The following is a 14329-nucleotide window of genomic DNA, read 5'->3' as shown; positions in this document are numbered from 1 at the left end:
AGAAGGGTTTTTCCTTTTTGAAATGTTAGTATTGCCAATAGCTATAAACACTAACATGAAAAAATACTTCTTTTTAATCTTAATCGGTCTACTTACCCGAAATTCCTATTCACAAGAAAATACTCGTCAAGTGGTGCCAAAAAATGTAATTCAACTCTCACTTGGGTCTTTTGTACTTGTAAACTCGGCACATCTTAGCTATGACAGGCTTATTGCTACTAAAGAGAAAGGCTTTTTTAAATCGTATTATTTTACTGCAAAATCGGGCGGGAATTTTACCTTGGACTTTAGCGGAAGTAATAGTGGTACTGGACTTTTGACTGCTATAGGGGTTACAGGGCTAACAGGAAAAGGAAAGAGTCACTTTGAAGTAGGTTTGGGGCTAGGGTATTTTTTAGACCATAGAAGAAATGATGACAATTTAGAAGAAGGCATAACACCAGGTGATGATAGCACGTTTTACCCAAGCATATCAATAGGTTACAGAAAGCAATCTCCAAAGGGCTTTGTATTTAGAACCGGCTTAGGTGCTGCAGAATGGTTTTATATAGGGTTTGGCTATAGTTTTTAAGGCCTATTGCTAGCTTTTTTGATATCTTTTAGCAAGTTGTTAATAGTTGTAATCGAGCAAAGCATAGCTTTATTTCTAATAATTATAATGTTTTTACTTAATAAAAATCATAGTTTAGTATGAGGTCTGAAAACCACTAAACTCAAAAAAACTGTGAAATCTATCACTCATATTAAAATAAATGTTAGCGGGTTAAATAGTATTCTGTTCGTATTTCTTGTATTATTCAGCTTATTTAGTGCGGCTGGACAATTATTTCCAAAAGGCATTTATATGAACACTAATGAAATAAAGCAAAAAAAACCTTCAAATAATGCTTTTCTTAAATTAGAAAAAAGAACATTAGGAGAAATTAAAATGTCAGGTGGGAATGACTACCGTTTGACATCTTTAGATAAATCAATCTCTAGAAAGGAAATAAAAAAGAATATTCTAGCCTATTCTTCAGGAGATACTTTATACATTAATTGCTTTAAATATAAAGCTCAGCAATGGTATTCACCTGTTCTTAATAATGGAAGGGTTCTATTATTCCTTGGAGGAATATCCCAAGATGAAAACCTATTTAACTATCAAATTCAAGAAACTGAAACATCAATGTTTTGGAGCAAGTTAGGCGGGGCCATAGGTTCTGGAATTCAAGCTGCCAAATTAGCACAATTAAGATTCCCTTATCTATTAGATACAACCAATAACAAAATTATTTATTTGAATGATTTTGGGTTAGAAGAACTTTTGAGTGAACATAACTTAGAGCTTTTAAAATTGTATCGGGAAGAAAAAAGTCAAAATAGAGATTCAATAAATGAACTAATCTTAAAATATGTCTATAAACTAAATAACTTATGAGGGTAATCCTATTGCTTATATTAACCATATCGATTTCATATACTTATTCCCAAGACTCTTTATTACTAAAACCACAAGTAGCAAATTCCATCAATGAACTACAAGATTTTGTGGCTATACCTAACGATGCCTTAAATGCGAATGACATTCAGAGGAATCTTTTTTGGCTTAAGGAAAAATTCACCCAACGTGGTTTTAACACCGCCGAATTGGAAACTGAAAACCACCCCTTATTTTTTGCGACCCTTCCTATGGAAGAAGGTAAGCCTACGGTACTCATTTATATGCATTTTGATGGGCAATCTGTTGACCCAGGCAAATGGAATCAGGCTAGTCCTTATAAAACTGTTTTAAAGCAACCTATAGAAAATGATTTTGAAACTATTCCCCTTGAAACTTTAAAAGACAGTATAGATTACAATTGGCGTTTGTTCGGTCGTTCTACCTCAGACGACAAAGGCCCTATTGTAATGCTATTAAATGCCTTTGATTTATTGAAGAAAGAAGGAAAAACACTGCCCTTTAACATAAAAGTAATTTTAGATGGTGAAGAAGAAAAAAGTAGCAAACCATTACCAGCGGCGGTAAAAGAGTATCGAGAGCTATTAGAAGCGGATTTCTTATTAATTGCAGATGGTCCAGTTCATTCTTCTGCAAAACCAACAGTCGTTTATGGTTGCCGCGGTATTACCACACTTTCTCTAACTACTTATGGTCCTGTAAAACCGCAACATAGCGGTCATTACGGTAATTATGCTCCTAACCCAGGTTTTCAATTGGCACAATTATTAGCTTCAATGAAAGATACTGAAGGCCGTGTAACCATAAAAGGTTATTATGATGGTATCACTATTAGCGAAGCAGAGCAGAATATTCTAAAAAGTGTTCCGGATAGCAATCAAGCCATTGCGGAAAAGTTGCAATTTAAATCAGCTGAAAAAGTAGGAAGCTTTTACCAAGAAGCCTTACAATACCCCAGTTTGAATATTCGTGGGTTAGGCTCAGGATGGATAGGAAAAGAAGCCCGGACCATTGTTCCTGCCTCGGCAACCGCCGAGTTGGATTTACGCTTGGTTCCAGAATCTGATGGCAACAGATTGAAAAAATTGGTAAAATCACATATTACTAATCAAGGATACCATATTTTAGACCATGCACCTACAAAAGAAGAGCGGCTCACCCATACTAAAATCGTAACTGTTCTAGAAGGCTCTGTTACCGATGCCTTTAGAACAGATTTAGATAATGAATATGGAGATTTTCTTGTTAATACAATGAAACAAGCGTTCAACGAAGATGTTGTTCAAATACGGATTATGGGAGGCACAGTGCCAATTGCCCCTTTCATTAATGAGTTACAAATACCTGCTTTTATTGTACCTATGGTAAACCCCGATAACAACCAACATAGCCCCAATGAGAATTTAAAAATTGGGCAGTTGGCATATGGGATAAAGGCTTTTTATGCTCTGTTAAGTACAACTCCAAACTAAAAACCATCACAATCAGAAAACATTCAACACACTGAAACCCATATTGCAGTTAAACTAAGTGCCCCAATGCGGCTTCAAGAATATGGTGTTGATATCTTTACTTCTATTTCTACCAAATCTGCTTTAAAAAAAATTCTAAAAAAAGGATTTATCAAGGTGAACGATGTTGTTGCTACTAGTGCAACCTTTATTAAGGGAGGAGAATGTATTTCCCTATCCATTCCAAATGAAGAAACACCAAAGAAAAGGCTAGATTTTAAATTAAAAGTATTGTTTGAAGATGATTATTTGGCTTTAATACATAAACCTGCAGGTATATTGGTCAGTGGTAATAGTTTTAAAACCGTTACCAATGCCCTATCTCAAAATCTAAAAGAAAGTACGGCGATAGACGCTGTAAAACCACAACCCGTACATCGGCTTGATTATGCTACAACTGGTGTTTTATTAATTGGAAAAACAAGGAGTAGTATTCGTATACTCAATGCGCTATTTGAGAACAAAAAAGTTAAAAAAACCTATTATGCCATTACTATTGGTGATATGAACCCACAAGGAGAAATCACCTCAACCATTGATGGTAAACCATCAGAATCAAGGTTCACCGTGCTAGATTCTGTTTCCTCTAAACGATTTGGCAAACTTAATTTGGTAAAATTAAACCCGAAGACCGGAAGGCGACATCAATTGCGCAAACACCTATGGAGCATTGGCAATCCTATATTAGGTGATATAACTTATAGTACCAAAAATCTAATTTTAAAGAGAAAAGGACTTTACCTTCATGCCGATGCCCTTGAATTTATACATCCTTTTACTAATGAAAAAGTAAATCAGAAGGCTGAACTTCCAAAAAAATTCAACAAAATATTTCCTAGCACGACTATGGAATAGGCCTAATTTTGCTGCTTAAAGACCTTTTTGTTCATCTAAGCCGAATTTCTACTCGCATTAATATTTCCATATAAAGAACGTGTTACTATCTTTTCATAAAGCGAAGCAAATTTCGATTTTTGTGTAATATGGTATAGGGCATTTTGTTGTATCACCAATAGGGGGAGTACAATCTTCTCTCGAATTTTCACAGATTCTCTAGAAACTGCTTCATTTTCCATTAAAATCTTTTGTCCTGAAATTTGTAAAAGCATTTTTTCTGACAGCTGGCACTCATCATGAAGAATATTCCAAAATGCTCCGAATTCACGGTCGTCTTTCATGTAATTGGTTAAGTCAAAATTTGTTTTGGCCAAAGACATCATACTATTAAGCATTAAGGCCCTAAAAAATGGTACTTCTTTATACAGTGTTTTTATCTCTTTTAATCTTCCTTGGTCCGCCAGTTCTTTAATAGCGGTACCCAATCCGAAATAGCCAGGCACATTTTGCTTTAGCTGACTCCATGAGCCTACAAAAGAGATTGCCCTTAAATCTGATAGTTCGAGCTGTTTTTTATTTCCTCGCTTACCGGGACGACTACCTATATTGGCGTTCGAATAGTATTTTAAAGTACTACGATGTTCTAAATAGGGGATAAATTTATCGTGCTGTTTTAAGGCATCATACTTCGCAAAACTTAATTCTGATAATTCTTCGATTAGCTTTCTTTGAGAAGCAGAAATTGCATGTTCTTTACCAAAAAGGTTGTTGCTAAGGCCAGCGGTCAACAACTGCTCTGAATTATGCATGAACTGCTCTTTTGTGCCATAGGTACTGGTAATGGTTTGCCCTTGAATGGTCAATTGAATTTCATGATTGGCCACATCTTTGGTCTGTGCGGCATAAAAACGATGTGTTTTTCCACCTCCGCGCGCCGGTGGTCCTCCCCTACCATCAAAAAACATCACTTTAATACCATTCTTTTTACAAACCTTGCTCAAGGTTTCTTTTGTTTTAAGAATAGACCAATTTGCCTTTAAATAACCGCCATCTTTTGTACCATCTGAAAAACCAAGCATAATGGTATGTGCTTCTTGTCTTCGCTCAAGATGCTTTCTGTAGGCTTTAGTGTCAAAAAGCGTTTGCATTACTTCTTCTGCAGCATCCATACCTTTCATTGTCTCAAAAAGAGGAACTATGTCAAAGGTAATATCTTCTTCTGCCCAGCCCGTCCATCTAAATAACCCAAACACAAAAAGAACAGAAAAAATATCTTCAGAATTGCTAATAATGTAGCGGTTGCAACCTTCTTGACCGTTTCTTGCCTGAATCTCCTTAAGCTGTTGAATATTGGTAATGGTATCTTTTACAATATCTTCTTTAAAATCTTTAGCGTTAAGTTGTAAGTCTTTTTTGAGCAACCAATTGATCAATTCCTTCTTCGAAAGTTCGTCTAGACTTTCTTTAATGGCCCCCGCTTTCTTAAGAATCGTCTCTACTACTAGCAAATGTTTGCTATGGTCTTGGCGAATATCCAAGGTTGCAAAATGCGTTTTAAAAATATGGACTTTGTCTATTAGTTTATTTAAATCTTCTAAATAAAGACCATAGTAGTCTTCATTTAGTTTTGTGCTAATTTCAATCAACGAGCTTATTATGGCTTCATAACTTACCAGTGCCCTTGCATCAAACATTGATTTGTAAAGGCTATCGCTCAACTTATTCAAATCTTCTTGCAAGCCCTTAAAAGTTAACTTTTTACGAAGCGATTTCAAATCATTGTAATAACACTTCATCAAATTGATACGTAACTCATCTGCAACTTGTTTTGTTATCTCGGCGGTAACAAAAGGGTTTCCATCTCTATCTCCACCCGGCCAGAAACCAAGCTTCATAATATCATAGTTGGCAAAATCAGCAACGCGAATATTGCTTTTTACATATTGGAACAATTCACCTATGGCATCGTAATAGGTGTTTCTTAAAATATATATGATGTTTTTTGCCTCATCTAATGGCGTGGGTTTTTTAGCATTCACCAAAGATGTAAGACCTAATTGCTGCAATGTAACGTCAATATCGTTAATCTGATTGCTATCAATAAGTGTTCGAAGCTCTGTAATGATATCTAGAACCGCTGGAGTATAAAATTGAGTTGGATGCGCCGTTAAAACAATTCGAGCGCTAAAAGTAGAGAGTTTCTTTGCAATTTTGTCCCAATTTTTATTTTTATCAACTAAACTGAAATAGTCTTTTATTGAGAGTGAGTTGGTATACTCTTGCAGCTTTGGAAATGCCGAATCTTCAACACTGTCATAAAGAACAACTTGGCGTTCTACATATTGTATGATGCGGAACATAAAATCAAGACGTTCCCGCTCCTCTTTTATGCCTACGAAACTATTGAAAAAAGTATCAAGAATTTCTTGAGGTTTCTTACCTTCTTTTAGTCCTTTTTCGCAATGATCAAAAAGCAATGGTATCAGCATACCAACGTTTTCGATATTCCGATAGGGTAAGCTTAAAAAAAGACTATTGTAAATATTGAACTTATTAGTTACCGATTTTTTAAACTCTTCTAATCTTTTTGCCTGCTGCATTTGGTTCATCGCTCCGCTATTTAATTAATGGTGTAAGCTCAAAGGTCGTTATAAATGTTAAAATCTGTTATTAATTTAAAGCCAAATCACATTTTTAGAGTAGAGGTTGACTAATCTTAACAAGCGAAAACGTTATCGTAGAAAATGTTCTTGGTACTGCAGCACCCTAAAATCGAAGGTGTTAAAATCAGGATTCTTGTTTTTTAAATCTTTATAAGCCTGTAAGCTTCCTACGGCTCGATTTGCCGCTCCAGAAGGGGCTGTCAATGAAACGGTTTTTATAATTTTTTTAGTGATGGGATGTGTAAATTGATGTATTCTTGGAACTTCATTAGAAACCACTTTAAACTTCACCTGGTGTTCTTTTAAAAGCCTTCTGAAGAAATATTCTGGACCATTCTTGCTATTACCACCGGTAAATAGTAGTTTATTTACAATAGGGTACTTTTCTAAGTAAGCAAAAATGTCTCGAAGTTGCACATTTTGCATTCCTAAATCGGAAGCATCAATCTTTTCGCGCTCAGCACTATTTACAATATCGCAGATGCCTATTTTATTTTTTACTAAAAATTCTTTTCTTTCCTTAACAGCTTCTTTTGTAGTTTCAAAAGTTAGATTGAGTTGAAAAATTTCGTTTAATATGGGCCACAGTTGGCCATCACGGCTACCGTAACAGAAATCAACATCTCGTTCTTTTAGTTCTCTGGTGGTAAATCTTGGCGGTGGAAGCGTACCTACAATCAATTTTTTAACTCCTTTAAACAAAAAAGGTGGATAAGGATGTTCGTGCTTAAATAGGTTAGACATAATTATGAAAGGAAACTAACCTTGTAAAAGTCGTACTTTTTCTTATATTAAATCAAACTAATAATAGAAGAACTATGGGCAAGGGAGATGTAAAAACAAAACGAGGCAAAATTGCAAACAAAACCTACGGTGCAAGACGCAAACGTAAAATAAAGAAAAGCACTACTATTGAAGAAAAATTGGGAACACCAAGGGCGAAATAAACTAATCTACCCTAAAATTAAATAAAACCTCACCTTCTTCGGAAAAACTGAGTTCGTAGGTATAAAGTCCTAAAGGTAGTGGGTTGCCAATAATACTATCTGGCGGTGTAAAATTAAACTGCGTTGAATCGGTTTCAATTACCAGAGTATCTGCCGCATATGCAATTTCGAAAGGCACGTAATTCGAAAAACCTTCCGAAGGAATGTTTTCAAAAATCAAAGTGTCGACCCTAACCTGAACACTAGTAAAATTTACTCCACTTTTATTATTGATACGAATATTTGGCCCTAACAATTCATCATCTCTATCAGTGCAAGCAAAAGCTAAGAGAACTGTTAAGGTTATCGAAAGAAGTATCTTTTTCATGATAATTGCTCTTTAACTAAAGAACGTTTAGAAAAAGAATTTATTCTATCTTATAAAAACCGGTTCGTTCTCTTTTAGTGTATGGGCCTGACTAAATTCGTAGTCATCATAATTAAAAGACTTAATATCTTCTATGGTTTTTGCCTCGGTATCTAAAATATAACGTACCATAGAACCTCTGGCTTTTTTGGCAAAAAAGCTAATTACTTTCAACTTATCATTCTTCCAGTCTTTAAAAATAGGTGTGATTACGGGTACTTTTAGTTTTTTCTCATCTACAGCCCCAAAATACTCGTTACTGGCAAGGTTTACAAAAAGCTCATTATCTTCTAACTCGGTATTCAAATGTTCCGTCAATTGTTCTTTCCAGAACTCGTATAAGTTCTTTTTACGACCAATTTTGAGTTGTGTGCCCATTTCTAGTCTATAAGGCTGCATCAAATCAAGCGGTCTAAGTATGCCATATAGACCAGATAATATTCTTAAAGTATCTTGAAGATCGGCCAGTTTTTCTTTAGGTAAAGTATAGGCATCTAAACCTTGGTATACATCACCATTGAAGGCAAAAACCGCGGGGCGTGCATTTTTTGGAGTAAAAGGAGTTGAAAATTTTTGATTACGCTCCCAATTCAATTGCGCTAAATTATCAGAAATAGACATCAGTTCTGAAAGGGCTTTAGGCTTCTTTTTGGCCAAAACCTTATTGAGTTTAGTCGACTGCTCAATAAACTGGGGGGTACTAAACTCTTCTGTGGGCAGCTTCGTTTCAAAATCTAGCGATTTTGCCGGTGAAATAACAATTTTCATTTCCTTTTCATTTTAATTCAAAAATAAAACCAAAATCTGTAATAGAGCATACACTTTAACAGGACTTCGTTATGTAAGGATTGAAAGAATTTATATTATTCGGCATGTTGCGCATACTTACGCCACTTCTCTATACATTGCTGCATATCATCCGGAATTTCAGAATTGAATTGCATTGGTTCTCCGGTTACAGGATGTTTAAAGCCAAGTGTCTTTGCATGTAAGGCTTGTCTTGGTAGAATTTTAAAAGCATTCTCCACAAACTGTTTGTATTTCGTGAATGTTGTTCCTTTTAGAATTTTATCACCTCCGTAACGCTCATCGTTGAATAAGGTATGACCAATATACTTCATATGAACCCTAATCTGATGCGTTCTGCCCGTTTCTAATTTACATGAAACCAAAGTGACATAACCTAACCGCTCTAGTACTTTATAGTGCGTTACCGCTTCTTTACCTTCATCTCCCTCAGGAAAAACAGCCATTTGTAGCCTGTTTTTAGGGTGGCGGGCCAAATTACCTTCTATTGTACCTTCATCATCCGCTAAATTACCCCAAACCAAGGCTATATATTCTCGTTCACTGGTTTTTTCGAAAAACTGTTTAGATAGATAGGTCATTGCAGCTTCTGTTTTTGCTACAACTAGAAGTCCTGAAGTATCTTTATCGATTCGATGCACCAAACCGGGGCGTTCCGAGCTGTTATTGGGCAAATTTTCAACATGGTGGACCAAGGCATTAATCAGAGTTCCCGAATAGTTGCCATGCCCAGGATGAACTACCATACCTGCTGGCTTGTTTACCACTAAAAGTACCTCATCTTCATAAACAATATCTAAAGGAATATTTTCTGGAGTAAGTAAGAATTCATAAGGTGGATGTGTAAACAAAACGCGAACCTCATCACCCGCCTTTACCTTATAATTTTGCTTAACAATCTGATTATTTACCCAAATATTACCATCTTTTGCCGCTTTTTGAATTTTATTTCTGGTTGCATTTTCAATAAAATTCATCAGGAACTTATCAACACGCAAAGGTTCTTGACCCTTTGCTGCGCTGATTTTATGATGCTCATAAAGCTCTTCTTGCGGTTCTTCTAGATTTTGGTCGGCGCACATATTAATTAGAATCCGCTTGAATTCGCGCCTGTTGGGTTATGGTGCCATTACCGCACACCAATTCTAACTTTGAGGTTTTCGGAAGTTTGTCACCTGGGTTTACATATTTTCCCTTGTATTTCATTCGGTAGACCATATCTTTTCCAAGCTCGTCAATATAAGTCACCCTTTGAACGTCTAACCCAACTGCTCTTAAACGTGAAGTGGCATTTCTCTTAGTAACCTGTATAATGTCAGGAATAGTGACCTTCTTATACCCTGATGGGTTTACGGTAAAGTATATTTTTCGATTATCCTTTACCTTACTTCCAGCAACAGGGTCTTGTTCTAGAATAGAAAACCTCGGGAATTCTGGATTGTAATTTGTAGAGTCCAAAACCTCGTATCTGAGCCCGGCATCTTCAGCCGCTTTTCGCATTTCTTGAACCGACATTTTTGCAAAATCGGGCACTTCAACAAATTCTCCATGATTGGTCTCACTCTTCAACCACTGCAGGGTTAAAAAAACCAGCAAAAGCAGCACAACCACTGCAAGCCCTAGTTGAATTAAAAAAGTTTTGCTCTTTAAAAACTGAAAAAAATGTTTCATGAAAAACTGTTAACCGAACAAATATAAAAGAAACCCCTCTTTTTTCTTTACTTTGGGCTTATGATATTTGAATCTAAATCATAGAACTGTAAAAATCGAATGTTTATTATTCTGGTTGAAGGCATTGTCAGACCTCCAATTAGAAGAGTTATAAAGTGTATTAATGAAAAAAAACGTAGCCATTATAATGGGCGGCTTTTCAAGTGAGTATGATATCTCTATAAAAAGTGGAAGTGTTGTGCATAAACATCTAAATAGTAAAAAGTATAACTCTTACCCTATCTATATTACCAAACATTCATGGTATTATCTTGATGAGAATAAAATAGAACACCATGTAAATAAAAATGATTTTAGTATTCAATTAAATGATGAAAAAATAAAATTCCATGCAGTTTTTAATGCGGTGCATGGTACGCCTGGGGAAGATGGCATTTTGCAAGCTTACTTTGAGCTTTTGAATATTCCCCACACCTCATGCGATACGTACCAGTCTGCCTTGACCTTTAACAAACGAGATTTATTAAGTGTTCTAAAGCCCTATGGTATTAAATGTGCGACATCTTATTTTTTAAATTTGGGTGATGCCGTGGATGCAACCGCTATTGTAGAAAAAGTTGGCCTACCCTGTTTTGTAAAGGCCAATAAGGCCGGAAGCAGTTTTGGTATTTCGAAAGTATATGAAGAAAGTGAACTCGAAGAAGCCATAAAAAAAGCCTTTGATGAAGATGATGAAATTATTATTGAATCCTTTCTTGACGGAACTGAGGTTTCCGTTGGTGTAATTACCTATAAGGGAGAGGTAACAGTATTGCCGATTACTGAAATCGTGAGTGAAAATGATTTTTTTGACTACGAAGCAAAATATGAAGGAAAATCTCAAGAGATTACTCCTGCTAGAATTTCGCAAAAACAACAGAATAACGTTACTGAAGTAGCGCAGTATATTTACAAAACTTTAAAACTAAAAGGATTTTCTAGAAGCGAATTCATTTTTATCGGTGATGAACCTTATTTAATCGAGGTTAACACCACACCAGGACTAACGGAAGAAAGTATCTTACCGCAACAAGCCAATATTCATGGTATCGATTTACCTGAGCTTTTTGAAAGTGCCCTAGAAGAAGCCCTGAAGAAATAATTACGTAATTTTAGTAAACAATAGCATTTAAGATGAAGCGAGCAATTTTTCCTGGATCTTTTGACCCACTTACCCTTGGCCATTATGATATTATTAAGAGAGGAATTACAGTTTTTGATGAACTCTACATTGCTATTGGAATCAATGCCGATAAAAAATATATGTTCTCATTAGAAGAGCGCAAAAAGTTTATTGAAGAGGCCTTTAAAGATGAACCTAAAATAAAAGTAGTTACCTATAAAGGTTTAACGGTAGACTTCTGTAAAGAAATCAATGCTGGTTTTATTTTAAGAGGACTCCGTAATCCGGCGGATTTTGAATTTGAAAAAGCTATTGCCCATACAAACAGACATCTCTCAGAAATAGAAACTGTCTTCTTATTAACATCTTCGGGCAAATCATATATAAGTTCTTCTATTGTTCGTGATGTAATTAGAAATGGTGGAGATTACACTCTTTTAGTACCAGACACAGTAATAACCACTGATAAGTAGTCCATATTTTTTAAATTTTTAAGGTTTTTCTTACATAAACCACAAAATGTAGCTAGTTCACAACATAATCTAGGGTGCGTTTAAGTGAACCTATAATTTAGTAAGAAATTACTTATTAACAGCTTATCAACACCTATACTTCACATACAGCGAACCCATTAGATACTAGTTACGCCTATCTAATAAAGCAATTGCCAAACGCCACTGCTTTGTTAGATAATGACCTTAATTTTATAAGTACCTCACAGGGTTGGAAAACTCTATTTTCTTTTTTAAACGAAAACACAAAAAACAACGACCAACTGGAATGCTTTAAAGCTAATAACGGCGAATGGTTTGACCTGCTCACTAACTGTTTGATCAACGGAAAAGAAATATCGTATCGGTGTGCCGTAAGTGATACGACTATTCTCAAACATATTCTTTGGACATTTAAACCCTATCGTAGCATTGAGAAAAAGATATTGGGAATAATTGTGACCGCCAAAGACATTAGCGAAACTTTTGAAAGAGAGCTTCAAATAGAAAAACTAAGAACACTCTTAGAAACAAAATCAGAAATCTCAAAAGTAGGTACTTGGGAATACGACTTGAAGAGCAATAAACTTTCTTGGTCAAAAATGACAAAAAAAATTCATGAAGTTCCCAACGACTATAAACCTGATGTAGATACAGCGATAGAATTTTACAAATTAGGGCATAGTCGCAATAAAATCTCAATGCTAGTCCATAATTCCATGGAAACGGGCAATAAATTTCAAGAGCGCTTGCAAATAGTGACTCAAAAGGGGAACGAACGTTGGGTACTTTCATCTGGCAAACCGCTTTATAAAAACGGAAAAATCGTAAAGCTTTTAGGTACTTTTCAAGATATTGACGAGCAAGTAAAATCTGAAATTCAAGTTAGGGAAAATGAAAAATTACTACATACCCTAGTTGACAACCTGCCTTTAAATGTTTATATAAAGGATATAGAGTCGCGAAAAATATTGGTCAATAAAGCAGAATGTGATTTTTTTGGTGCTAGTAATCCCAATGAAATACTTGGCAAGAATAACTTCGACCTATACGATGAGGAAATGGCCAAAATTCTGCGAGAGGAAGATTTGCAGATTATGAAAAATCAAACTCCTATTCTAGCAAAAGAGGAGTTGTTAAGAAAAAAAGATGGCACCGAAGTGCCTCTTTTGGTATCAAAGATTCCGTTAACAGATGTTAGAGGTCAGACTTATGCCCTTTTAGGTATTAGTATGGATATTTCTACCTTAAAAGAAAAAGAGCATGAGTTAAGGCATTTAATAGATGTAACCTCGGTACAAAACAAAAAGCTGGTAAATTTCGCTCATATCGTATCACATAATTTAAGATCGCACACCGCTAATTTTTCAATGCTCTTAGAATTCTTGACAAATGAAAAAGACGAAAGTGAAAAAGATAGAATTGTAAAAATGCTATCAAAAGCATCTGACAATCTTTTAGGCACACTAGATAATTTAAATGAAGTAGTTAAAATCAATACCAACACCAACGTAACCAGAGAAAGCATAAATCTAAGGGCGTCTTTTGATTCAGTTCATGAAAATCTTATTGCACTATTCCAAAAGAACAAAGTACAATATGAAAACACTATTCCTAAAAACCTTAATGTTCATGGTATACCGGCATATATTGAGAATATCATATTGAATTTGCTGACCAATGCGGTAAAGTACAAGCATCCAAATAGAAATCCAAAGATTACCATTACGGCGAAAAAAAATGAAAACAAAGTAGTTCTCAGTATTAAAGACAACGGAATTGGAATAAATTTAGATAAGAATGGAGATAAACTCTTCGGTATGTATAAAACCTTTCACGACAATAAAGATGCGAGAGGTATTGGGCTTTACATCAGTAAAAATCAAATAGAAGCTATGGGTGGAAGTATAATAGCATGTAGCGAAATAAATAAAGGAACAACTTTTAAAGTATATTTAAATGAGGGATATTAAAACTATTTTTGTAATTGATGATGATCCAATCATGCGCTTTGGAATGAGAAAAATGTTATCTAAAATTAGTATTAAAAGCGAAGTATTTGAATTTAATAATGGGCAATTGGGCCTAGAGGAAGTCATGGCCCGCATTACCTCAAATAAAGTGCTACCTGAGGTGATTTTTCTAGATATTAATATGCCTATTTTAAATGGATGGGACTTTCTAGAAGAATTCATAAGACTGGAGATTAAAGAGCGTATTCTTATCAATATTATAACCTCTTCCATTGACCCAAATGATAGAGAGAAATGGTTAAGCTTTAGGGCCAAAACAAATCACCACATTGATTTTGTAAACAAACCCATTTATAAGATTGAATTAAATGATTTACACAAAATGGATTTGGCCTCTTAAAAAGAAGTTTTACTTACTTT

At 35.1% G+C, this 14329-nt stretch carries 15 protein-coding genes; 9 read left to right on the top strand and 6 right to left on the bottom strand.

The features are described from left to right. The first annotated feature begins 55 nt into the window (after positions 1-55). From ACFSQJ_RS00760 to ACFSQJ_RS00745, 4 genes are all read left to right on the top strand, one after another. Positions 56-571: a hypothetical protein gene (locus ACFSQJ_RS00760; protein ID WP_377764840.1), complete on the top strand. Its 516-nt coding sequence runs from the start codon at positions 56-58 to the stop codon at positions 569-571. Between the two features lie 273 nt (positions 572-844). Next, on the top strand, positions 845-1420 hold the full coding sequence (locus ACFSQJ_RS00755; RefSeq protein WP_377764839.1) for a DUF6563 family protein: 576 nt from the start codon (positions 845-847) through the stop codon (positions 1418-1420). Continuing rightward, entirely contained in the window at positions 1417-2913 is a 1497-nt protein-coding gene (locus ACFSQJ_RS00750) for a M20/M25/M40 family metallo-hydrolase (RefSeq protein ID WP_377764838.1), read from the top strand. The genes ACFSQJ_RS00755 and ACFSQJ_RS00750 overlap by 4 nt, the downstream gene beginning before the upstream one ends. 66 nt (positions 2914-2979) lie before the next feature. Further along, positions 2980-3807 carry an RluA family pseudouridine synthase gene (locus ACFSQJ_RS00745; protein ID WP_377764837.1) on the top strand — a complete coding sequence of 276 codons (828 nt, stop codon included), beginning with the start codon at positions 2980-2982 and terminating at the stop codon, positions 3805-3807. A gap of 35 nt (positions 3808-3842) precedes the next feature. On the opposite strand, the gene ACFSQJ_RS00740 is transcribed toward ACFSQJ_RS00745, so the two are convergent. Together ACFSQJ_RS00740 and ACFSQJ_RS00735 are read right to left on the bottom strand one after the other, a co-directional pair. After that, the gene (locus ACFSQJ_RS00740) at positions 3843-6389 is read right to left on the bottom strand and encodes a phosphoenolpyruvate carboxylase (protein WP_377764874.1); all 2547 of its coding nucleotides are present in this window, start codon (positions 6387-6389) and stop codon (positions 3843-3845) included. Positions 6390-6521: 132 nt separating this feature from the next. Continuing rightward, positions 6522-7196, bottom strand: a complete 675-nt coding sequence (locus tag ACFSQJ_RS00735; protein WP_377764836.1) for a uracil-DNA glycosylase family protein — start codon at positions 7194-7196, stop codon at positions 6522-6524. Between the two features lie 74 nt (positions 7197-7270). On the opposite strand from ACFSQJ_RS00735, the gene ACFSQJ_RS00730 reads away from it, so the two are divergent. Continuing rightward, entirely contained in the window at positions 7271-7399 is a 129-nt protein-coding gene (locus tag ACFSQJ_RS00730) for a 30S ribosomal protein THX (protein ID WP_377764835.1), read from the top strand. Between the two features lies 1 nt (position 7400). Here ACFSQJ_RS00730 and ACFSQJ_RS00725 read toward each other — a convergent pair whose 3' ends face one another. From ACFSQJ_RS00725 to ACFSQJ_RS00710, 4 genes are all read right to left on the bottom strand, one after another. After that, positions 7401-7766 carry a hypothetical protein gene (locus ACFSQJ_RS00725; RefSeq protein ID WP_377764834.1) on the bottom strand — a complete coding sequence of 122 codons (366 nt, stop codon included), beginning with the start codon at positions 7764-7766 and terminating at the stop codon, positions 7401-7403. A 45-nt stretch (positions 7767-7811) separates the two neighbouring features. Beyond that, positions 7812-8573: a peroxide stress protein YaaA gene (yaaA, locus tag ACFSQJ_RS00720; RefSeq protein ID WP_377764833.1), complete on the bottom strand. Its 762-nt coding sequence runs from the start codon at positions 8571-8573 to the stop codon at positions 7812-7814. Between the two features lie 95 nt (positions 8574-8668). Further along, positions 8669-9694, bottom strand: coding sequence for an RluA family pseudouridine synthase (locus ACFSQJ_RS00715; RefSeq protein ID WP_377764832.1), 1026 nt, complete (start codon positions 9692-9694; stop codon positions 8669-8671). Position 9695: 1 nt separating this feature from the next. Then, positions 9696-10283, bottom strand: coding sequence for a PASTA domain-containing protein (locus ACFSQJ_RS00710; protein WP_377764831.1), 588 nt, complete (start codon positions 10281-10283; stop codon positions 9696-9698). A gap of 163 nt (positions 10284-10446) precedes the next feature. On the opposite strand from ACFSQJ_RS00710, the gene ACFSQJ_RS00705 reads away from it, so the two are divergent. The 4 genes from ACFSQJ_RS00705 (at position 10447) to ACFSQJ_RS00690 (ending at position 14309) form a co-directional block, all read left to right on the top strand. Continuing rightward, on the top strand, positions 10447-11424 hold the full coding sequence (locus ACFSQJ_RS00705) for a D-alanine--D-alanine ligase (RefSeq protein ID WP_377764830.1): 978 nt from the start codon (positions 10447-10449) through the stop codon (positions 11422-11424). A gap of 32 nt (positions 11425-11456) precedes the next feature. After that, positions 11457-11918: a pantetheine-phosphate adenylyltransferase gene (gene coaD / locus ACFSQJ_RS00700; protein WP_377764829.1), complete on the top strand. Its 462-nt coding sequence runs from the start codon at positions 11457-11459 to the stop codon at positions 11916-11918. 209 nt (positions 11919-12127) lie between these two features. Further along, positions 12128-13909, top strand: a complete 1782-nt coding sequence (locus ACFSQJ_RS00695) for a PAS domain-containing sensor histidine kinase (protein WP_377764828.1) — start codon at positions 12128-12130, stop codon at positions 13907-13909. Then, positions 13896-14309: a response regulator gene (locus tag ACFSQJ_RS00690; RefSeq protein WP_377764827.1), complete on the top strand. Its 414-nt coding sequence runs from the start codon at positions 13896-13898 to the stop codon at positions 14307-14309. Before ACFSQJ_RS00695 ends, ACFSQJ_RS00690 begins: the two co-directional genes overlap by 14 nt. The last annotated feature ends 20 nt before the right edge of the window (positions 14310-14329 follow it).

The sequence above is a fragment of the Croceitalea marina genome, from assembly GCF_042684265.1.
Classification (GTDB): Bacteria; Bacteroidota; Bacteroidia; order Flavobacteriales; family Flavobacteriaceae; genus Croceitalea; species Croceitalea marina.
This window is presented reverse-complemented; position numbering and strand designations above follow the sequence as displayed.